The sequence below is a fragment of the Oscillibacter sp. 1-3 genome, from assembly GCF_000403435.2.
In the GTDB taxonomy this organism is placed as follows: domain Bacteria; phylum Bacillota; class Clostridia; order Oscillospirales; family Oscillospiraceae; genus Oscillibacter.
Window position 1 is genome coordinate 537,071 of the sequence record NZ_KE159703.1, and the last position, 19,948, is coordinate 557,018.

A 19,948-nucleotide genomic window follows, 5' to 3' on the forward strand; every position below is an offset into this window, starting at 1 on the left:
CGCACCGTTGCTTTCTCATTCAAGTCCATCTTCCGGCTGCTCACATACGCCTTGACAATACTGTAACCTCCGTCAAACCCCATCTCCCGCAGCTTCTCCAGTATCCGCAACGCTGAATACGGCGCCTCTTCCAGCCACTCGTCCACGATCTGCTTGTACGGGTCCATCTTTGTTGGCTTGGGTTCGCTCAATGTGTACTCCGGCTTCTGCGGCGATTCCGCGTACCGCTTTGCCGTCCGCGGGTCCATGTGGTACTTCCGTCCCAGCTCCACATAGCTCAGCCCTTTTTGTCTGTCGCTTCGGATATCCATCCACTGTGCTCCTTTCATTTTCTGACTCCCTTTCCGGGCTCTTTCTCGCCCTGATTGGGAGTCTATCTTTTTCCCTTCACCTCCGCCACTAAACTACATTTTTTCCTCGGCGTTTTCTTACATTTTATCACTGGCGCTGACAGGCGGGGTAATTTCCTCGGCGGTATAGCTGCCAAGGGGCATATCCTTCCAGGGAACGTCCGTCAGGTAGCCACCTGTCCCGGTAACATATGTGCCGGTAAAATCATTGTCCACGCCGGTGATCTTAATGACCGCTCCGGCAAGGCCCTTGGTGGGGTTGTCCGCATCGACCTTGCGGATGCTGCCCTCGCCGGTGATTTCGGGGGTGTCAGTGAAGGTGACGGTCACGGTGGTATTGCTGCCATTGGGCAGGACAACATACTGCGGCCCCGCGTTGTCGATCTCGTAGCCTGCCGGGGCCTCCAATTCAGTCACGGCATAGGTCCCCGCAACCAAAGGATAAAGGGTGGCGGTTCCGTCCGCGCCCGTCACGACCTCCTTGGAGTAAGCGCCGTTTTCAGAGGCAACGAGAAACCGTGCGCCGGACAAGCCCTTGTTGGGATTGGTGGAATCCACCTTTTTGACGGTCAGGGTATATTCCTCATGGGTGATGTCCAGCTTGCCCACCATGACAGCCTGCACATCGTTGGAGGGGTGATAGCTGGAACCGGGGCCGGTGTAGACGTACTCATAGACCTCACACTCGCCCCATACGCCCTGCGCACCCAGGTCGAGGATATACTGCGCGCGATCCCGGAATGATTTTCCGTCCATCTTATCGTCGATGCTGGAATAGTTGGTATGTTCCAGATTGTTATAGACGCACAGCAGTTCCTCGGCGCAGGCCACAGCGGGGTCAGAGAGCAGACCGGCCTTGTAGCGCCAGACGATAGCCTGGGTCCAGGAGTTCATGGTCCAGGTGTAGTCGCTGTCCCATACGTCATTCACGCCCAGGGCCTTGGCCTGATCGGTAAAGACGCCGGTGGAATGGGCGTAGAAGTAAGCCATCATTGTCTTTACAGTGGGGTCGGAAATGGGCTGGGGATTGCCCCAGGTATGGCCTTTCAGCGACCAGCCCATGCCCTTGCCCTTTTCAGCGCAGAAGCCCATTGTGCTTTTGCCATCATAGTTGAAGTGCATCTGGTGCATATAGCACTCGCCTAAAGCCGGGGAATCGTACTTGGTTCCGCTGTATGCGCAATCGTCCATCTTGATGGTGCTGGGGTTTGCCGCCAGCGCCGTGGAGGGCAGCAGTCCCAACATACACACCAGCACCAACAGCAGAGCCGTCATGCGGGTGAGTGCGGAATAGGTTTTCTTCCTCATAAAAAGTTCTCCTTTGCTTTTTCGGGCAAGAGAAAAGGTCCTCCAGCCTGGGCTGAAAGACCTTTCTCTGTCCGTATTTTGTTATCCGTAGGGATTGATGGTATCCGGCCTGCCGACAAACATATAGCAGTAGGTCACACCGTTGATCTCTGTTACGCCCACGCCGATGCTGTCGCATTTGGGGTCGATCATCGCCTGGAAGTGGCCGGGGGATTTGATCCAGTTCTCCAAAGCGTGTTGGGCGGTGTCCGCAGTTGCCACGCCGGTGAACACAGTGAGATTGGAGCCGAAGCCGTGGGGGTAGCCATAGGCGGTCACGGCCTCACATTCCTCCTGGTTGTGATGGTAGGTGTACTGCCGGTCGGAGCAGGCTTGCGCGGCGTTCATCAGGGCCTCGCTGACCGGCAGCTCCGCCGCGCCGTTTGCCACGCGGGTCTGGTTGATAAGCCGAATCAATTCCTGCCGCACATCCAGATTTTCCGGCTGGCCTGTGCTGTCCGCGCTGGCGGGGGCGGCGGAGCCGACTGTGAGGGTCAGGGTCCCGCGCTCCCCGGCGCGGTTGGCGGCGGTGATTTCCGCAGTTCCCTCGGACTTGGCAACGGCTACCCAAAAGCCCGCTATTTGCTCTACCGCTACTGTGTCCGGGTCGCTGGAGGTGACGGTGTACTCCGTTCCGCTGGGGCCGATGATGAGGCCGCTGCGCTCACCCACATCCAACGAATTGCCTTTGTAGCTGCCCACTCGGATTGTCTCGTCGGGAGCTGCCGCCCTTGCGGGGAGGGTCAGTCCGAACACCAGCGCGGCGCAGGCGATTCCAGCGGTCAGGCGGCTTGCAAAATCTTTCATCTTCATAGCTCTTTATCTCCTTTGTGGTGGTTTTGTGGTTCCGTTGTGAAAAAGATACCACAGAAGAAGAAAAGTGTCGAGGATGCCGCCCAGACCGCCGCCTTAGACCTCCTGGGCCATCACGCACCAGCGATAATCCCGCTCATTCATCACACAGGTATAGAGCGTGATCTGATTGCCGGACGTGGCGGCGGTGCCGCTGGTGTCCGTCTCACTGACTTTGGTAACGCTGGTAACGGAATAGGTCCGGGTGCCGAGTTGGGTGGTGAGGCTGATGGTGTCTCCGGCGTTCAGTGTGTGGATTTTGCCGAAGTGGTTCGTTACCCCTCGATTATGCCCAGCAAGGCAGACGTTGCCGTTCCAGATGCTGGTGTTGGTGAAGTGGCCCGCGCCCTTGGCAAGCTGGGCGCTGTCCGTTCCCTCGTAGATTTTGACGTTCACGCCCAGAGAGGGGATTTTCAGCGTCCCCAGGTAGCCCCCGGAATAGTAGAGATCAGACGTGACCTCTGTGTAGGCGGTGGTCTGCGTGGTGGTGTAGCTGAACTGGCTTGTGCTGCCAGCACCGCCCACATCCACCGTAGGATAACCGCTGTTCGTGACAGTGCCGCCGCCCACGCTGCCCACCTGATTCACCAGTCCGCCGCTGAGAGCGCCAGGGACCAGATTGGGGGTCAGATATTCCCCGGAGTTGGGCAGATAGCTGGTGGGGGTCCCGAAACCGGGCGGGATGAGGGCGGTGTTCTTGCTTCTGTCCACGTTGGGATTCTCCGCCGTATAGGAGGCGTCCTCGCTGGTGGGCCTGCCAAACAGGTAGTCCTCCGGCTCGTCAACGGTGTACTCCAGCGCATGGGCCGGGGCCACCAGCATGGCGGCGAAAACCGCCGTCAAAAGAAAAATGTGCAGTAACCGTTTCATGTTCAATTCCTCCTTCCTTTCATTTTCTGGATGGTCCAAACCGCCGCCGCTGCCAGCGCCGCCACACCGCCAGCACAGCCCAGCAGGGAAAACCAATTTGTGCTACCCGTTTTAGCGGGGGCAGGGTCTGTGTCAGGGGCCTCCGGCCCGGTCTGGTTGGACGGGGCGGAAGGGTCAGCCGGTTTTTCCTCTTTTGCCAGTTCCTCGCTGCCAAAGATGGCGGTGTAGGTGACAACCTCGCAGCCGGTCTTTGCAACTTGGCCCGTATAACTGGCCGTGACCGTGTAGCCGGTGGCGTAGCGGGTGGAGGAAGTGCCGGTATAGGTGGCCGTGGCGGTGTAATAGCCATTCTCGCCGCCGCTCCACTCCACAGCTCCCAGGGTCAGGGTTTTGCCGTTGTCCGTGGTGGTTTTGGGGACAAGGGACAGGTCGGCATCGGACAGGTTGGGATAGGTGCGGGTGGCGGACAGGCTTTTTGTGCTGGTCTTGTAGCCCTTGGCCTCCACGGTGACAGAGGTATAGTCCAGCGCCAGCAGGCCGGTATAGCCGTCCTCAGTCGTGACCTCCCGATGGGGGTCCAACTGTTTCAAGACCGCCGAGAGGTCGTTGGTGTTGCTGTCCTGGGTGATGGTGTCGGTGTAGTCCTGGGTGTCCACCCCCACCTCGTCCTCTCTTATCATGTCCAGCAGGAAATAGCGCCGCCCGTTGCGCTCGAAGTCCTCCGTAGGGATGCGGCTTGGGTCGTCGGACAGCGAAAGCTGGTACACTTTGTTGATGCGCAGCTCGTCAAAGCTGCCGTAGGTGTATTCCTCCACGGAGATGGGATAGAACGGCCCGCCAGCGGCCAGCGCCGGGGGTGCGGCGATGCTGATTGCCAGAACAGCGGTACATAGCAGCGTCAGGATTCGTTTTTTCATAGCTCAAGGCTCCTTTCGATGTCTTATCAGCGGGAATTGGAATCGCCCCGGCCCTGGCCCTTGACGGTGAGGATGCCATCCAGGGTGGTGGCGGTGATGCGCAGGCGCTCGGCGGTGGCGATGTCGTTCTTCACTGTCTCGTCGATGCTCCGCCCGCAGACCACCAGGACGCGGGAGCGGCGGAGATAGTCGCGGGCGATGTCGAGGCCGTCCTTATGCTCCTGGGGGACGGCATCGTGGAGGAAACGGGCGGTGAGCAGGAGGGGGCAGATGGGGGAATAGCCCGCGTCATACACCTGACGGCAGTACCGGGCGGCGGTTTCAGCGTTCTCAATCTCGCTGCCGCTCCAGGCGGCGGTGATGTAAGCAAGGGGGCGTTTCATGGCATGATCCTTTCTCCCGGTGGCCGGGTAAAAAATAAGACGGCTAATTGCCGCCGTTGAGGTCGTGGTTGACTAACATGGTGTAGTGGTTGTCCATCGTGGAGGGCGCGTTGAACAGCGCCGCCAAAAGATAAGCCCTGGTGTTCCAAACGCGGGTGGTGTTTTCCTGGATGCCGTCCAGCACCTTCTCGATGTGGGCGGAGGTGATCTGCTCGAACCGCTGCCGGACGAAGGCCGTAGGATATTCCGCGTCCCGCCCGATCTTCATGGTGGGGGTGCGGCTGAGCGCAACCTCCAGCATAATCTCCACAAACTCGTTGAGCTGCTCCCGGTTGGAGGGAGTAACGATCAGGTCATACTCGATCTGATCCCGAATTTCATCCCGCTTCTCAAAAATTTCTTTCATTCCTTCCACCGGCTGCGCGGGTGTCTCGGAGGGGGTAGGGGGAGGGAATGAATGAGTATTTGATCGCTGAGTATTTGATTTTTGAGTTTTGAATTGATTTATATTTAATTGGGCGGGGTTCTCCGTATGCGGCGCAGCCATATCCGGGCCAGCCACATCCGGGTTTTCCGTATGTGGTGATGCCGTATCTGGCGGGGGCATATCCGGCTCGTCCGCATCCGGCGCGGGCGGCTCCTGCGGCTGGGGCTTTTCGTAGATGATGTACTCGGTGTCCGTAATACGCCCGTTGGCCCCGCGAAGCTGGCGGCGGATGATGTAGCCCGCCTTTTCCAGCTCCTTGATGGTGCTGCCGATGGCGTCAACACCCTCCTTGCAGATGGCGGCAAGCCCCCGTGTGCTGTAATTCCAGTCCTCCGGGAAAGAGAGGAACATGGACAGCAGCCCCTTGGCTTTCAGCGACAGGGATGTATCTTTCAGATGATAATTTGACATGACGGTGTAATCTCGCGTCCGTTCTACACGATAGACAGCCATTTCAACTCACTTCCTGTTAAAATTTTGTGTTATGCGGTGGTTGACCCGTCCTCGCGGGCAAAGCGGGCCTCCAGCCGTTCCACGCTACAATTCTGCTTGAACTGTCCCAGGGGACCGGGGCCGAACATGGCCCGCGCCCGGTTGTCCATATCCAGCAGCCGCGCCCACAACTCTGGGTGGTGGTGGCGCAGTTTTTTCAGCTCTCCTATGCGCTGGAGGGGGCAGCACCAGCAGGATGCACGGCGGTATATCTCGTACAGCCCACCCCAATCGTAGCCCCGGTCATAGCAGATTTGCAGCGCCTGGGCCTCGGTGATTCCCCATTCCACCAATGGATAGCGGTTATGAGGATCGTCTTTGCAGCGGTGGGCTTCATCGGCGGCAATGCCGATATGGTGCAGGGCATTCTTCTCTTTTTTCAGCCGGTTGACCTCTTTTGTGATAAGGTGGGTTTTGAGCTGGCCGGTACACCAGCGCACCCGCATCCCGGGCCAACCATAGCCAGTCGGAGGCTGACCCATAGCAATACGGCGCTCTATGGCCCGCTTCTGTTGCTGGGGAACATCGAACATGAGCCATTCAAAACCGTGGGGATGCCGCAGGGTGGTAATGTGCAATCCTCGCTCCCGAAAAAGAAAATCATCCAGCTTGGCGATATGGGCCTCCATCTCCGGGAACTCCATGCCAGTGTCCGCATAGAGTACGCAGTCGATGGGCAGGCCCTTTTCGATCATCAGAATCAAAAGACACGAGCTGTCTTTTCCACCTGAGAGCGAGACTGCCGAATAGGTTTCGTTGCTTTTTGTGGTTCCCATGACGGGAAAACTGCCTTTTTATCTCCTTTCCCGTCTGTTACAGCTCATAGAGAGGGATGTCGCTCTCATAGTAGGCGGCGCACATTGCGTTGATCTCATCGACCAGCTCATCCAGGTCCAGGTACATGGGGCTGTCCCAAGGGTCCCCCTCCTTGATCTCCCGGTACTCGGTGACGTACTCGCCGTCCCCGCAGTCCAGGGACACGCAGGCCACGGCTACAAGGTCCATGTCCTCCAGCAGCCACAGCTCATAGGTGCGGTCCGTCAGCACGATGGAGGCGCAGCTCTGGTCGTTGTCCTCGTACAGCCGGGTGGCCCGCTGGCCGAACAGGTCCCTGCCCCGGTAGTTGAAGGACATGGGCGCTTTGCCGTCGGTGGTGTAGGCGTGGACGGTCTGGGCATTGTGCCGGACCGCTTGCAGCAGGGCCTCGAAGTCAATGCCGTGGAGCAGCGTCTCCACTTCTTCCTCGCTGTACCCATGCTCCCCGATGCCGCCCTGGAACAGATGCCGGACGGCATACTCCAAAGAATCCACAGAATACATAAAAATCCCTCCTTATAGTTATTTGCCCCGCCGCTTCTTGGGCTTGGCGGGGATGATGTGTCCCTCGATGATGTCAGCGTGTTTGTAGACGCGGACACGGCCCTGCCGCTGGGCGTCCAGCACCTGGGCATAGCCGTCCTCGGTCAGAAACCGCCGGATGTACTGGCCCTCCTGCCCCTGGGGGCAATCCTCCAGCACCAGAAACTCGGCCATGTGGCGGGTATCGTCCCGAAACCGCTCCACAGCCAGCAGATCATGGCCCGTGATGGGCAGATGGACCGCTTTCACTCCTTGCCCTCCTTCTCACTTATTTTCAGTACAGAGCAGCCATACCGGGCGATGAGCAGGGCGTTGACAATCAGGCTGAACGCCAGTGTGTCCACCACCTCCGAAATGGCGAGGTCATTCAGCGCCACGCTGGAGCCGTCCGAGTAAATGTCCTTCGCCGCCGACAGCAGGGTATAGTTGTGGGGCGAGATGTCCTGCGTGGTGGCGTAGTCGAACTCGATGCCATATCTGCAAAAGCAATTCGCGGCGCGGGTGCAGATGTCCTCATTGGCGGTGAGCAGATACATAGCCGCATAGTAGGCCGGGGTGTCCCGGCGTCGGCGGTAGCCCTGCTGGACCTTCATACGCTCCATGCGCTGGTAGTGGGCGGCGGTGAGGAACAGGGAGCCGGAGAACCGGCAGATAGCCGTATGCAGGCGGGCGTCCGTGTGGACGTTCCGGGGGAATGTCTCCATGACAGCCTCTTTGTAGCCCACAACACCAGCCTCGATCCGCTCCGCCAGCCAGGGACAGGTTTTGGCGGTGCAGCCCTTCTTTTTCCCGGCGTACTCGGTACACAGCCTGCAATCGACGTGTTCCGGCTTATACTGGAATGTGTTGATATACAACGATAGGTCTCCTTTCCCGGACAGCAAAAAAGCCGGTCAGAGAAAAGAAAAATCCCTGTCCGGCCTGCTTGTCCGATATTCAATTACCGCTCCTGGCTGCGCTGGCGTTTCTTCATCCACTGTTCCAACAGTTTGATGATGGTGTCCTGCATCTGCTTGGGGGTGTAGGAGCGGGGGAAATATTTGTGGAGGGTATCGGAAGTCAGAACGATCTTATCGACCTCCGGCTTTTTTTCCTCCGACATGATGCCCAGCATGGTGTCCTCATCCAGTTTCCCGGACTGACTGAGTTTTTTCATCCGCTGGGCCTGGGACAGCGACGGAGTAGCCTGTTCACTCTCGATGGTCTCCACCAAAAGTTCCTGTTCCTCCGGCTTCAAATAGGAAATTTCTACGGCGGGGGTCATGGCGATTTTCTTATCGTCCACCATTTGCTGAAGCTGGGGGGATAGTTCATTAAGGCGAAGGTAACGCTGTATAGTCCTGGCACTATCATCTGAGTTCTCGGCAAGAAGGTCACGGCTTTTTACGCCACGGAAATGGTGGCCAACTTGTCCACCATTTTCAACACCAGCAATTTCCTCATCTTTTGAGGGCCTGCCTGCCTTTCGCCGTATAGCATCCATCTTCATCTGATAGGCTTTTGCCTTTTCGCTGGGCAGAATGTTTTCACGCTGGATATTGCTATCTACCATGAAAATCGTAGCGGTGTCCCGGTCCAAGTCTCGAACAATGACCGGCATGGTGTCCAGTCCAGCCAATTCACAAGCGTATTTGCGCCGGTGTCCGGCCACCAACTCATAGCCGCCGCCCTCGCGGGGGCGGGCGATGGCGGGCATGAGAACGCCGTATTCCTTGACGCTCTCCACGGTTTCCTTCATAGAATCATCATCCCTTACGGAAAACGGATGGTCGGGGAACGGGTACAGCTCGGACAACGGGATATTCTGCACCTTCTCCAGCTTGGCGTCCTGACGCTCCTGTTCCGTGGTGAACAGGTCAGAGGCTGATGCCAGCTCTACTTTTCGCGCGCTGCTTTTCAAGCCGTAGCACCTCCCGCGTCAGATTTCCATAGGCTTCGGCCACCTTTCCGCCGGGGTCATGGGCAAAGATGCTCTTGCCCTCGGCGCTGGTCTCCTTGGCCCGGACAGAATGGGGTATCTCGGAATCGAATACCTTGATGTCCCCGCCGTAAGTCTCCCGGAGCAGGGCGCTGATCTCCCTGGCAAAGTTGGTCCGGCTGTCCACCATCGTCAGCAGGATGCCGTCAATGAGCAGCTTGGGATTGATCTGCCGCCGCACCTTGCCCACGGTCTGCAAGAGCTGTTCAAGCCCTTTCGCCGGGAGGTACTCCGCTTGGACGGGGACGATCAGACGATTGGCAGCAGCCAGGGCGTTGACGGTGAGCATACCCAGGGAGGGCTGGCAGTCCAGCAGGATGTGGGTGTACTGTTTCCGAACCGTGTCCAGATACTGCCGCAGGATGGTCTCGCGGCTCATGGCGTTCACCAGCGACACCTCCATGCCGGAGAGCTGGATGTTTGAGGGCATGAGGTCCACGCCCTCCGCATGATGCAGGATGCCCTCGCCGGGAGCGATGGGCTGATCGTTCAGCACCTTGCCCATCAGGTCCGAGAGGGTGACGGGCAGATCGTCCGGCTGGGAATGACCCAGGCTGATGGAAAGACTGGCCTGGGGGTCTACGTCCACCACTAACACCTTTTTCCCGGCTTGGGCCAGACCGATGCCGAGGTTTGCGCAAGTTGTACTCTTGCCCGTACCGCCTTTTTGATTGACTACGGCGATCACTTGGGCGTTCATGTGTTCTCAACTCCCTACTACAAATAAAAATACCCCATCGCAAAATGGGGATGAAAAAAGGGAGAACGTAGCTATGCTACATTCTCCCGCAAAAAACAGTATGCAGTTGTCGGCTTTTGCCGTTTTCTATTCCAGGCTGGGAACAGTCAGGAGCCAATCCGCCGCAATCCCGCATAAATCCTGGCTTTTTCAAAACTTTTCGTACCCTTCCCCAACAGCACCTGTTCAACGAATGGCTGGTGAGGGATACGAGCAAGAAAATCCGGGCGGTAAAACGCTCAAAAGGCATGAGTGGGAAGCCTGTCACAAGCAAGCCCGTGTACGGCTACCTCATGGACGAGGACGAAAATTTCATCATTGACGAGGAAGCCGCCCCCGTGGTGAAGCAGATATACAGCCTTTGCCTTGCCGGGAACGGACCGACCAAGATAGCCCGTATGCTTACGGAGCAGCAGACACCCACGCCGGGAACGCTGGAATACCGCCGGACGGGAAGTACACGCCGCTACCACCCCGGCTATGAGTGCAGATGGGCGACAAACACCGTGGCGCATATCCTTGAAAACCGGGAATACACGGGCTGCCTTGTGAACTTCAAGACCGAGAAAGTGTCCTATAAGGTGAAGCAGAGCAAAGAGAACCCCGTGGAAAAACAGGCAATCTTTGAGAACCACCACGAAGCAATCATTGACCGGGAAACATGGGAGCGTGTGCAGGAGCTACGCAAGCAGCGCAAACGCCCCAACCGCTATGATGAAGTGGGCTTGTTCTCCGGCTTGCTCTTTTGTGCCGACTGCGGCAGCGTCATGTACCAGCAGAGGTATCAGACGGACAAGCGGCGGCAGGACTGCTACATATGCGGCAGCTACAAGAAGCGCACGGCAGACTGTACGGCGCACTTTATCCGCACCGACCTTTTAACCGCCGGAGTGACCGAGAACCTACGGAAAGTCACCAGCTACGCCGCAAAGCACGAAGCCCGGTTTATGAAGCTGTTGACCGAGCAGACCGAGGACGGGAGCAAACGCCGGAACGCCGCCAAGAAGAAAGAGCTGGAAGCGGCAGAAAAACGGATTGCGGAACTCTCCGCTATCTTCAAGCGGCTGTATGAGGACAGCGTGACCGGGCGCATATCGGACGAGCGTTTCACGGAGCTTTCGGCAGACTACGAAGCCGAGCAAAAGGAACTGAAAGAGAAAGCCGCCGCCTTGCAGAGCGAACTTTCTAAAACGCTGGAAGCCACGGCAAACGCTGAAAAGTTTATGAAAGTGGTACGCAAGTACACCAGCTTTGAGGAACTTACCCCTACCCTGTTACGGGAGTTTGTGGAGAAAATCGTAATCCACGAATCGGAAGCCCTTGACGGGAAACGCCGGGGGAAGCTCCGCAGACAGGAAATCGAAATCTATTACTCTTTTGTCGGCAAGGTAGAGTTGCCCGACTAAAGCCCGACCCGTCCGGCAGTCAGCCGGACAGGGAACGGCAAAATTTTTTACACTTCTTTTACTTCTTTATCTCACATGAGCAAATGATTATGAAAATGTAGTTTCATATATTTCCCAAAATGCCCCAGTTCCTTATGACCCAAGTTCTTTCACCTGGGGAAAGGAGATCATCCGGCGTCTAAATGCCCAAGGAATGGATGTCAATTCTTATAATATCTCGGTTTCTTTTGGGAACACAACCACACCACTGTATAAACCTTATAAAGATCGGTTTTTGGTTGATAAAGGAAAAAACTTGTATGATGGTATTAATGACATCGACCTTATAAAGATCACGCAAAATGATGGCAGCGTGTTAGCGATAGCATGGCTTGGAAGAACGAATTATCTTGGAAGCATTTATGATAAGACCGTTAAGGGGCTTCGCTTAAGAAAAGGGAATATACAGATTGGTGATGGACAAACCCTGAACACAGTATTCAAAGATGCGCGCTTTAATGGCTGGTCAATCGGTGAAGTGTTCGTTTCAAGTCCTCACCTGATTCCTAATGCTCGCCGCGATAATTTTGAAAAAAATCCTGCCTATTTTGTCCTGATTGAACAGTTGCAAAGGGTTGCAGCAGAGATAACCCGAGAAATAAGGGCCGCATCATTGAAACGGAATCGAGAGCTGACTATGGAACTTGAAAAGGCCAAAGCAACTGTCCATGATGCGGCCGATGCCATCGAAAATGGTACTGATATTACAGCTAAGAGCCGTATTCTTCCCAAATTATCTTCAGCTCAAAAAGCAGTTTCTAATTCGACTGTCACAGATGAATCTGGTGTATATTATCAAGAAATCGCTTTTATGAATTGGATATGCTCATTGGTACATTCAAAGGTACGACGGCATTCAAAGCGATCAACACACTGAAAACACTTAATAAAACAGAGAAAAAGATTCTTGAACATGTTTTTAGCGTTATTGTTGATCAATTAGGCCCTGACGCAGACCGTCTTATTGAGGCTTTAATTGATGACTTTGCCAGAACTAGAGAGCCACATAGCAAATAAAGGAGGGGGAATGATGGCGCTACCGTATAGATATTGTGTGGTAAATATGCTTAGCTTGAAGTTAGATATAAAGAATCCTCGATTCGCATCCAGTACATTGGTGGACAATGCCTCTAAAATGCCTGAAGAGGCAGATGTGATTAATACCTTTTAAAGTATGCGGACATATCTTCGCTTGCAAGCAATATCGAACGAACTAACTGTTTACATGGATCTGAAATGGTAACAGGCTGTGTCGATAACGAAGGGAAAATAGCTGTTGCGGAGGGCAATCGCCGTGTATCTGCATGTAAATTGTTATTAATAGGTCGTTGATTCCGGATGAATTTAAAAATGAGTACCCTGTCGCATCACAAGAAACGATAGAAAACATTAAGTCGGTCATAATCAATTTATATAATTCAAAAGAATTGATTCAATCATACTTGAGTGATCATCACATTAGTGGTGTAAAAAATGGTCTGCACTCGAAAAGAATAATTGTTATATGAACCTATTCCAACAGTATTATCTGTTTTTATTTTCAGCATTTCAACGCCAAAGAAATCGAAACTGCTGTTTTTATACATGAAATTTCAAATATGTCCATAGCTGAATCAGATCTTTGTGTAAACTGACTCCCGGGGCAGAGAGTCAGTAAATTGCTGCTTTATCGCTTGTGCCCAAGCCACTCCGCTTTATGCTTTCCATCTTCCAAAATGTATTGTGCTCATATAATATTCTATGTGGAAGTAAAGCAAGTCTTGCATTGCAGGAAAATCTATGGCATAATATCGCTGGAAGTAAAATATGGAGATGTACCCAAGTGGCTGAAGGGTCCGGATTCGAAATCCGGTAGGCGCCGCAAGGCGTGCGGGGGTTCAAATCCCTCCATCTCCGCCATGATAAGTTGACAGACCACCAAGGGAGTGGTCTGTCAATTTTTATATAAATCAACATAGTAAATGCTTTGCACCGCAGTGATTTCGCTGCGGTATTTTTATTTCTAAAAGGAGAACTATAATAATTGTGATACAGAAAAGTGAAGTGATCAAGGCCGGCCTCTGGAAAGGATTTCAGGATAGTAGCTCCAAAATAGCAAAGCGCAAGTGCTATAGATATGATATTAGGCCTTGTTTGAAAAATGTCAAAACGCCCCGCCCAAACAGCGGATCTTTTTCCGCCATACGGCGTTAAAAATTCTTGAAAATACACCAAGTATTCCTGCGGATTTTTGCCTTGTCTGGAAGAAAAATCTCTCGCCGTTGGGCATTCCGCCAATTTTCAAACAAGGCCTAATGTAAACAGACCCTAAAATCCGAAATGTACTACCTTTGGTATTTTGATGTCTATGATGAACTTTATGAAGCGATTTCCGCATACATCAACTTTTATAACAATGAGCGTTACCCAAAAACTCGGCTGTGTGACGCCTATGGAATTTTTGAGTCCAGAGATAAATAAAAGAAGGAAACTCTTTTCTGATATTTTCTGTTTTGTCTGCTTGACAGGGGGCACTTCACCGCAAACCTGGCGTTTTCGGGAGAACAGGCGGGGATAGAGCCCCGCTCCTGCACAGCCGCAGCCGAAACCAAAAATTGCGGAGGATCAATGGACGCTTCCCTGCTGGAGAACCCGCTTGTGTTGCGGGGGCAGCCTGTGGTATACTGTCTATGAGGTGATGAAATTTGCTGACATTCAACCATTTCAACTTTAATGTAGCCGACCTGGCGCGGTCCATCCAATTTTACCGTGACGCCCTGGGCCTGGAGGAGGCGCGCCGCAAGGAGGCGGAGGACGGCAGCTTTGTGATCGTGTTTCTGGAAGACGGAAGGACGGACTTCCGCCTGGAGCTGACGTGGCTGCGGGACCATCCTCAGAAATACGATCTGGGGGAGTGCGAGTTCCACTTGGCCCTGGCGGCGGAGGACTACGAGGCCGCCCATCAAAAACACGCCGGCATGGGCTGTATCTGCTTTGAGAACCCGGCCATGGGCATCTATTTCATCAGCGACCCGGACGGGTACTGGATCGAGATCATCCCCGGACGGTAAGGGGATCAAAAAACCGCCTGTGTCAAGAGACGCGGGCGGTTTTTTGCAGGCGAAAAAAGCGGACGGAAAGGCAAAGAGCTGGTTGACTTTGCTGTGTGGCAGTGATAGAATATTTGTTGCCCCGCAGGGAAAAACGCCTGCGGGAGCATAGAATTTCAGAGATTTTTGGAGGGATTTCAAATGAAGCGGTTGTTATCGGTATTGCTGGCGCTGGTTATGGTGCTGGCTCTGGCGGGCTGCGGAGGCAAGGATTCCGGGAGTCCCGGAACCAGTTCCGGAACCAGCTCCGGCGGCAGCGGCGATAACGTCGGCTCCGGCGATGGGGATGTCTATGCGGAGGACGGTTGGGCTGAGGGACGCATGGGCGACACCATGCATGCCTACTGGTTCAATTACATCGTCAACAGCGCCTATACCTGCGGCGAATTCGCCGGCCGCGCGGCGGCGGAGGGCTGCAAGATGCTGGTGGTGGAGATCACGGTGAAGAACACCTTTACCAGCAGCGTGGAGATGTATGACACGGATTTCCAGGCCCAGTGGGGCAGCAGCGGGGACGAGGATTACCGTCTGCCCATCACCACCGACCCGGAGACCTATGAGGAGCTGGACCCCATCAGCGACGACCAGCTGCCCGGTACATATCAGCTCGGCGTGAACCAGGAGCGCACCGGCCTTCTGGTGTACGAGGTGCCCGCCGAGCACAAGGATTTCTCCATCTCCTATCTGGAGGCATTTGAGGAGGGTGACGAGGGCGATACCTTCTTCGTGTACTTCACTCCCGAGGAGAGATGACCTGCTCTCTCTGAAGATCAGAACCCCCGGTCCCGCGTGCGCGGGACCGGGGGTTTTCGGTTCCTCATCCGGCCGGAGTGGGCAGCAGTGTGGTGAGGAGCTCCACGTAGGGCACGTCCAGAACGCCGGCGATATTCTCCGCCGTCAGGGGCACGAAGGACAGCTCCAGAGACTCCGCGTCCTCCACAATGCCGTCCCGCCAGGCCAGGTACTCCGCCCCGTCCACCGGCGGCTCCTCATAGTACCAGTACGCCTCGCCGCTGGCGGGGTCCTGGTGGTAGGTGAAGTCCCAGTTGTCAGAGAGGAGGACATAGACCATGCCGTCCCTGTCGGCGTCCACATCCCGGGGGAAGCCATTGGACACGCGGATTTGGTCCCAGGCGTCCACGGAGCCCATGTTCTCATAGGCGCCGGTCTCCGGCTGAAAGCGGTGGAGGGTGTAGGGCCAGAAGTCGCCGGCCCAGCCCTGGTTGTGGGACCAGGGGGCCTCCGCCGCGCCGTTCTCGTAGAAGATAATGCCGGGGAAGTCCCGCAGTTCCTGGCGCACTTCGCCGGCGGTTTCGTCGTAACCGTAGACAATCTCTGTCTGACCGGCCATCATGGCGTTTTGCCAGAGGAGGATCAGCTCTGCCGCGCCGTCGCCGTCCACGTCGTGCAGGGCAAAGAGATTGCCCTCAATGCCCTCGATGGAATTGCCGTCCAGGACCGTGCCGTCCGGCAGGACCTGCTGGTCATGGGCGGTGCGGAGGATCTCCGCAAAGGCGGCCCGGCGGGCCTCATCCCCTGTAAGAGCGGGTTTTGTGTCCGTCTCCTCCGGCGGGACAGCTGGGTCCCGAGCGGGGGCGCCGCCGGGGGGCGCATCGGCCCGGGGCTTTCCGCCGCAGGCGGTGAGGGACAGCAGAAGGCAAAGCAGAAGGAGAGAGGCGAGTAAACGGTACATAGCGGAAAGTCCTTTCTATCAAAATCTGATAGGGATAGGATACCACTCCGCCGGGGGGAAGAAATCTCAAAAGGATTACAAAAGGGATACAGATTCACGGCAAAAATAACAAACAGGCGGCGCGCCGGTTTCCGGCGCGCCGCCCTTATGTGCCGTTTAATAGAATTCCTTGATATAGGCCTCCAGGTCCTGCCGGGTACCCATATAGGGCCCGGGAGTCTCCATCTTCAAAGAGACCAGGGCCGTGGCGGTGCGGAGGGCCGTGGGAATGTCCTGCGTCAGCCGCTCGTTGATGTAGCAGGCGAAGGTGGTGTCTCCCCGCCCGGTGCGGCCGGAGAGATTCCGGGCCCTGATGGGACAGGTGTAGATCTCCGCTCCGTCGTAGACCAGCACCTCGGTGTTGTGGGTAATCAAAACCTCTTTCGCGCCCCAGCCGTACAGCGTTCTGGCGGCCTCCGCCCGGTCTGTGAGGCCGGTGAGGATCTCCGCCTCGGCGGCGTCGGTCTTCAAAAAGCGGACATAGGGCAGCATCTCCCGCTTGGCTGCCCAATCGTGATACACCATGCCGCCGTTCTCCACCCAGCGGAGCATGCACTGCACGTCAATGGCCACCATGGCCCGCTCCGCGGCAAAGGGGATCATCTCGTCGGGGATGTCGCCCCCCACCAGGCCCGCCAGGTGCCAGATTTTGGCGTCGATTTCAGCGGGGACCTCCTCCGTGCGGTAGGGATCGATGACGCTGTCCACCGTGGAGGTGCGCCGCTCCCGGTCCGGGGTGTGGTAGACGTTTTTGGTCACAAAGGAGTGCGTGCTGGGCAGGGGGTACACCACGGCGCTGGGCGCTTTGGCAAAAGCCGCCTCCAGCTCCTCCGGGGCCATGTCCGCCTTGGGCAGCACCGCGATTTTGTGGCCGATGTTGGCGGCGGCGAAGCCGGAGTAGTACACGGCGCCGCCAATGGCCTGGACGGTGGCGCCGTCGTAATCCACGTTGGTGTCCCGGGCCACCTCGCCGATGATCAGAGAGTCAAAACGGCTCATTTCGCCGCCTCCTTCCGAATGGCCTCGTCGGCCTCCACAAACTCCTGGAACGACGGGCTCCAGAGGTGAAAACTGCGGCTTTCGATCAAGGCCTTGTAGGCAAAGGAATCGTGTACCCGCTCCGGAAGAACCACGGCGGTGCGGGCCTCGTCCCCGTCCCGGTGGGTGTCGGACCCCGCCAGACGGAAGTACTCCGGATGGCGGCGGCACAGCGCCAGGGCCTGGTCGTTGTTGTTCTCATGGCGGGGGTTGCCGTTGATGATCTCCGCGCCGTGGACGGCGGTCTCCTGCACAGGGGCGCTGCCCTTGCGGAAGGGGTGGGCGTGGATGATGAGGACCTGGTCGTGGAACTTGTCGAAGAACTCCTGGGCGCTCATGCAGCAGGCGTAGGGGTTGGAGCGCAGCCATTGCTCGTCGATGCCGTAGACCAGGTAGTCGTTGTCGTTCTCGGGGAAGCGGAACTCCGCACCCAGGAGCACGTCCAGTCCTACCTCGTCGCCCCGCTTCCTGGAGGCGTGGTAGCCGCTGAGGTAGTGGTCCATGACCTTATCCCAATTGTGCTCCGTGTCAATGCGTGATAGGTACTCCGGATGGAGGTGGTCGGTGACCACCAGGCCGGAAAAGCCGTGGCGGACGTAGCGGTCCACCACGTCGGCGGCGAAGAGGCGGCCGCATCTGCTGGTCTCCGCCGTATGGGTGTGGGGGTCGTAGAGATAGCCGTTCATATGAGATCTGCTCCCTTTCTTTTATGGGGGTCCGGCGTGGCTGTCGGGCATCCCTGGATTTTTTTGGCGGCGATCAGTCCAGCGTGCGGCAGGTGCCCCGCTTCACAAGGCCCGGCAGGAGGATCTGGTGGACATACCCCTGGGTGCCGTGCTCGATCTTGTCCCGCAGCATATCCACGGCCTGGACCGCCATCTCCCGCAGGGGCTGCTCGATGGTGGTCAGCTCGATGCGGGGCAGCTCCGCCGAGGGGATGTTGTCGAAGCCGATCAGGCTCAGGTGTCCGGGGATGTCGATCCGCAGCTCATCCGCCGCCCGCATGACGCCCAGGGCGTGGGAGTCTGTGGAGGCGAAAATGGCGGTGTAGTCGATGGGGCGGGAGAAGAGGTCCCGCGCCATCTGGTAGCCGTTGTTGATGGAGGAGCGGCTGTACTCGCTGTTGAAAAACCGTTGCTGGAGGCCCAGCTCCTGGCAGGCCCGCATATACCCTTCGGCCCGCAGCTGGTGGGTGGTGGTGTGGCGGCGGCCGAAGTACAGAATGTCCCGGTGGCCCAGCTCATAGAGGTACTTGGTGCCGATGTAGGTGCCCCGGCTGTTGTCCACGGTGACGTAGCTCTGGGGCTGGTCCCGCAGGTTCTCGCTGACGAACACTGTGGGCACCTGGTCGGCGTAGGCCCGGATGTTCTCGTAGGTCTGGGGCCCCTGGGGCACGATGAGGATGCCGTCCACCTGGCGGCCCAGCAGCAGCTTGACCACCGTCTTCTCCTGCTTTAGGTCCGGGCCGGAGTTGCACAGCATGATATTGTAGCCATGGGCCCTGGCGCTCATCTCCGCGTGGTAGGCCAGCTCGCTCATGAACTGGTTGTCCACCGAGGGGACCACCAGGCCGATCAGGTCCGTTTTTTTCATCACCATGGACCGGGCCACATAGTTTGTGGTGTAGCCCATCTCGTCGCAGAGCTTGATGATGCGCTCCCGGGTGTCGCTGCCGATCTGGGGGCTGCCGGACAGGGCCCGGGAGACGGTGGCGTAAGAGACGCCGGCGGCTTTTGCCACATCCTTTAGCGTTACGCTTTTCATAGAATTCAGCCATCCTCCCCAGCCCGGAAAACCGCAAACGTTTCCGCTTTATATTTCGCGGCCGGCAGCGCCGTTCCCACTGCCAGCCACATAATAAAAGCATATATGATTTTCCTTCTATTGTCAATAACAATCTGATTTTTTCCGTCTTTTGGTCATAAAAACGAAAAAACCGCCCTACACTTTGGCATTTGGGATATTGACAAAGAACCCGCCGTTATTTAGAATGAAACCTGTAAAAGGCCGTAAACGTTTACAGATTTGTCCCCGGCGCCGGACGGCCGGGTCCCCGGGGGACTTTCCGGCGGGGGTTCCGCGGTTTTCGGTTTCGTATACTATTTTGAAGGAGGACTTTGAAATGACCCCGGATATTCAGACGATTTTCTTTGACGTGGGCAACACCCTGCGCATTGTGCTCAAGGAGCAGGACTTTATTGACAGGGCCGAGGCCGGCCTGATGGAGCTGATCCAGACCAAGGAGAGCCATGACGAGCTCTTCGCCAAGCTGGAGGAGCGGTGGAAGAAGTACCGCAAGATGTCCAAGGAGACGCTGCTGGATGCCTCCGAGGGCGAGCTGTGGACCCAGTATATGCTGCCGGAGTACGAGCCCAACATGGTCTTCGCCAACGCCGCCCGGCTCACCCGCCTGTGGCGGGACCACGACGGCCGCCGTGTAGCCCGGCCCGACGCCGTCGCCACCATCAAAGAGCTGTGCGCCCGGGGCTACACGCTGGGCATCATCGCCAACACTGTCACGGAGACGGAGATCCCCGACTGGATGGCCGCCGACGGCGTGGCCCAGTGCTTCAAGACCACCATTCTCTCCTCCAAGGTGCGGTTGCGCAAGCCCAACCCGGAGATCTACCACCTGGCGTGCCGCTGCATCGGCACGCCCGAGGCCAACTGCGCCTACGTGGGCGACAACCCCGTCCGGGATGTGGAGGGCACCCAGGCCGCGGGCTTCGGCATGATGATCCGCATCGACGAGCCCGACACCCTGAACAACGAGCACGCCACCGGCAAGGAGTTCACCCCCGACCACGTCATCACCGCCCTGTCTGAGCTGCTGGACATCTTCCCCGCCCGTACTTAAACAAGGAGGAGCG

At 56.8% G+C, this 19,948-nt stretch carries 20 protein-coding genes, 1 tRNA gene and 3 pseudogenes; 7 read left to right on the plus strand and 17 right to left on the minus strand.

What is annotated here, in order from left to right; translation table 11 throughout:
• From C816_RS24135 to C816_RS02665, 13 genes and pseudogenes are all read right to left on the minus strand, one after another.
• Nucleotides 1–311 (minus strand): annotated as a pseudogene (locus tag C816_RS24135) (hypothetical protein); the annotation flags it as partial.
• Between the two features lie 141 nt (nt 312–452).
• A pseudogene (locus C816_RS02610) lies at nt 453–1,658 on the minus strand (collagen binding domain-containing protein); the annotation flags it as partial.
• A gap of 81 nt (nt 1,659–1,739) precedes the next feature.
• Nucleotides 1,740–2,510: a CAP domain-containing protein gene (locus tag C816_RS02615; protein WP_016320856.1), complete on the minus strand. Its 771-nt coding sequence runs from the start codon at nt 2,508–2,510 to the stop codon at nt 1,740–1,742.
• 96 nt (nt 2,511–2,606) lie between these two features.
• On the minus strand, nt 2,607–3,419 hold the full coding sequence (locus tag C816_RS02620; protein ID WP_016320857.1) for a class D sortase: 813 nt from the start codon (nt 3,417–3,419) through the stop codon (nt 2,607–2,609).
• Between the two features lie 2 nt (nt 3,420–3,421).
• The gene (locus C816_RS02625; RefSeq protein WP_016320858.1) at nt 3,422–4,336 is read right to left on the minus strand and encodes a hypothetical protein; all 915 of its coding nucleotides are present in this window, start codon (nt 4,334–4,336) and stop codon (nt 3,422–3,424) included.
• A gap of 26 nt (nt 4,337–4,362) precedes the next feature.
• The gene (locus C816_RS02630) at nt 4,363–4,719 is read right to left on the minus strand and encodes a DUF7768 domain-containing protein (protein ID WP_016320859.1); all 357 of its coding nucleotides are present in this window, start codon (nt 4,717–4,719) and stop codon (nt 4,363–4,365) included.
• Nucleotides 4,720–4,762: 43 nt separating this feature from the next.
• On the minus strand, nt 4,763–5,659 hold the full coding sequence (locus C816_RS02635) for a DUF6017 domain-containing protein (protein ID WP_016320860.1): 897 nt from the start codon (nt 5,657–5,659) through the stop codon (nt 4,763–4,765).
• A gap of 29 nt (nt 5,660–5,688) precedes the next feature.
• Nucleotides 5,689–6,474: a phosphoadenosine phosphosulfate reductase domain-containing protein gene (locus C816_RS02640; RefSeq protein ID WP_016320861.1), complete on the minus strand. Its 786-nt coding sequence runs from the start codon at nt 6,472–6,474 to the stop codon at nt 5,689–5,691.
• A 37-nt stretch (nt 6,475–6,511) separates the two neighbouring features.
• Nucleotides 6,512–7,018 carry a hypothetical protein gene (locus tag C816_RS21495; protein ID WP_016320862.1) on the minus strand — a complete coding sequence of 169 codons (507 nt, stop codon included), beginning with the start codon at nt 7,016–7,018 and terminating at the stop codon, nt 6,512–6,514.
• Nucleotides 7,019–7,036: 18 nt separating this feature from the next.
• A complete protein-coding gene (locus tag C816_RS02650) occupies nt 7,037–7,306 on the minus strand; it encodes a DUF5720 family protein (protein ID WP_016320863.1) in 270 nt (89 codons plus the stop codon).
• Nucleotides 7,303–7,914, minus strand: coding sequence for a hypothetical protein (locus tag C816_RS02655; RefSeq protein ID WP_016320864.1), 612 nt, complete (start codon nt 7,912–7,914; stop codon nt 7,303–7,305). Before C816_RS02655 ends, C816_RS02650 begins: the two co-directional genes overlap by 4 nt.
• 83 nt (nt 7,915–7,997) lie before the next feature.
• Nucleotides 7,998–8,957 (minus strand): ParB/RepB/Spo0J family partition protein, encoded by a 960-nt coding sequence (locus C816_RS02660; protein ID WP_016320865.1) that lies wholly within the window; start codon nt 8,955–8,957, stop codon nt 7,998–8,000.
• Nucleotides 8,914–9,735 (minus strand): ParA family protein, encoded by an 822-nt coding sequence (locus C816_RS02665; RefSeq protein ID WP_016320866.1) that lies wholly within the window; start codon nt 9,733–9,735, stop codon nt 8,914–8,916. The genes C816_RS02660 and C816_RS02665 overlap by 44 nt, the downstream gene beginning before the upstream one ends.
• Nucleotides 9,736–9,944: 209 nt before the next feature.
• Here C816_RS02665 and C816_RS02670 point away from each other — a divergent pair.
• The 6 genes and pseudogenes from C816_RS02670 to C816_RS02690 all read left to right on the plus strand — a co-directional run.
• A pseudogene (locus tag C816_RS02670) lies at nt 9,945–11,180 on the plus strand (recombinase family protein); the annotation flags it as partial.
• A 193-nt stretch (nt 11,181–11,373) separates the two neighbouring features.
• Entirely contained in the window at nt 11,374–12,096 is a 723-nt protein-coding gene (locus tag C816_RS02675; protein ID WP_040654544.1) for a hypothetical protein, read from the plus strand.
• A gap of 931 nt (nt 12,097–13,027) precedes the next feature.
• Nucleotides 13,028–13,118 (plus strand) — tRNA-Ser (locus C816_RS02680).
• Between the two features lie 420 nt (nt 13,119–13,538).
• Nucleotides 13,539–13,679, plus strand: a complete 141-nt coding sequence (locus C816_RS25525; RefSeq protein ID WP_081646243.1) for a hypothetical protein — start codon at nt 13,539–13,541, stop codon at nt 13,677–13,679.
• Nucleotides 13,680–13,903: 224 nt separating this feature from the next.
• Nucleotides 13,904–14,269, plus strand: coding sequence for a VOC family protein (locus C816_RS02685; protein ID WP_016320870.1), 366 nt, complete (start codon nt 13,904–13,906; stop codon nt 14,267–14,269).
• Between the two features lie 180 nt (nt 14,270–14,449).
• Entirely contained in the window at nt 14,450–15,061 is a 612-nt protein-coding gene (locus C816_RS02690) for a DUF4352 domain-containing protein (RefSeq protein ID WP_016320871.1), read from the plus strand.
• Between the two features lie 64 nt (nt 15,062–15,125).
• Here the strand turns inward: C816_RS02690 and C816_RS02695 are convergent, their stop codons facing one another.
• The 4 genes from C816_RS02695 to C816_RS02710 form a co-directional block, all read right to left on the minus strand.
• Nucleotides 15,126–16,001 (minus strand): hypothetical protein, encoded by an 876-nt coding sequence (locus C816_RS02695; RefSeq protein WP_016320872.1) that lies wholly within the window; start codon nt 15,999–16,001, stop codon nt 15,126–15,128.
• A 156-nt stretch (nt 16,002–16,157) separates the two neighbouring features.
• Nucleotides 16,158–17,039, minus strand: coding sequence for a PfkB family carbohydrate kinase (locus C816_RS02700; protein WP_016320873.1), 882 nt, complete (start codon nt 17,037–17,039; stop codon nt 16,158–16,160).
• Nucleotides 17,036–17,764, minus strand: coding sequence for a PHP domain-containing protein (locus C816_RS02705; protein ID WP_016320874.1), 729 nt, complete (start codon nt 17,762–17,764; stop codon nt 17,036–17,038). The genes C816_RS02700 and C816_RS02705 overlap by 4 nt, the downstream gene beginning before the upstream one ends.
• Before the next feature lie 73 nt (nt 17,765–17,837).
• The gene (locus C816_RS02710) at nt 17,838–18,842 is read right to left on the minus strand and encodes a LacI family DNA-binding transcriptional regulator (RefSeq protein WP_016320875.1); all 1,005 of its coding nucleotides are present in this window, start codon (nt 18,840–18,842) and stop codon (nt 17,838–17,840) included.
• Between the two features lie 358 nt (nt 18,843–19,200).
• On the opposite strand from C816_RS02710, the gene C816_RS02715 reads away from it, so the two are divergent.
• Nucleotides 19,201–19,935 (plus strand): HAD family hydrolase, encoded by a 735-nt coding sequence (locus C816_RS02715; RefSeq protein ID WP_016320876.1) that lies wholly within the window; start codon nt 19,201–19,203, stop codon nt 19,933–19,935.
• The last annotated feature ends 13 nt before the right edge of the window (nt 19,936–19,948 follow it).

Bases quoted from the DNA above. Each gene is read 5' to 3' on its own strand.
- C816_RS02615 (WP_016320856.1), bottom strand. From the start codon at position 2,510: ATGAAGATGAAAGATTTTGCAAGCCGCCTGACCGCTGGAATCGCCTGC.
- C816_RS02620 (WP_016320857.1), bottom strand. From the start codon at position 3,419: ATGAAACGGTTACTGCACATTTTTCTTTTGACGGCGGTTTTCGCCGCC.
- C816_RS02625 (WP_016320858.1), bottom strand. From the start codon at position 4,336: ATGAAAAAACGAATCCTGACGCTGCTATGTACCGCTGTTCTGGCAATC.
- C816_RS02630 (WP_016320859.1), bottom strand. From the start codon at position 4,719: ATGAAACGCCCCCTTGCTTACATCACCGCCGCCTGGAGCGGCAGCGAG.
- C816_RS02635 (WP_016320860.1), bottom strand. From the start codon at position 5,659: ATGGCTGTCTATCGTGTAGAACGGACGCGAGATTACACCGTCATGTCA.
- C816_RS02640 (WP_016320861.1), bottom strand. From the start codon at position 6,474: ATGGGAACCACAAAAAGCAACGAAACCTATTCGGCAGTCTCGCTCTCA.
- C816_RS21495 (WP_016320862.1), bottom strand. From the start codon at position 7,018: ATGTATTCTGTGGATTCTTTGGAGTATGCCGTCCGGCATCTGTTCCAG.
- C816_RS02665 (WP_016320866.1), bottom strand. From the start codon at position 9,735: ATGAACGCCCAAGTGATCGCCGTAGTCAATCAAAAAGGCGGTACGGGC.
- C816_RS02675 (WP_040654544.1), top strand. From the start codon at position 11,374: ATGGATGTCAATTCTTATAATATCTCGGTTTCTTTTGGGAACACAACC.
- C816_RS25525 (WP_081646243.1), top strand. From the start codon at position 13,539: ATGTACTACCTTTGGTATTTTGATGTCTATGATGAACTTTATGAAGCG.
- C816_RS02690 (WP_016320871.1), top strand. From the start codon at position 14,450: ATGAAGCGGTTGTTATCGGTATTGCTGGCGCTGGTTATGGTGCTGGCT.
- C816_RS02695 (WP_016320872.1), bottom strand. From the start codon at position 16,001: ATGTACCGTTTACTCGCCTCTCTCCTTCTGCTTTGCCTTCTGCTGTCC.
- C816_RS02700 (WP_016320873.1), bottom strand. From the start codon at position 17,039: ATGAGCCGTTTTGACTCTCTGATCATCGGCGAGGTGGCCCGGGACACC.
- C816_RS02705 (WP_016320874.1), bottom strand. From the start codon at position 17,764: ATGAACGGCTATCTCTACGACCCCCACACCCATACGGCGGAGACCAGC.
- C816_RS02710 (WP_016320875.1), bottom strand. From the start codon at position 18,842: ATGAAAAGCGTAACGCTAAAGGATGTGGCAAAAGCCGCCGGCGTCTCT.
- C816_RS02715 (WP_016320876.1), top strand. From the start codon at position 19,201: ATGACCCCGGATATTCAGACGATTTTCTTTGACGTGGGCAACACCCTG.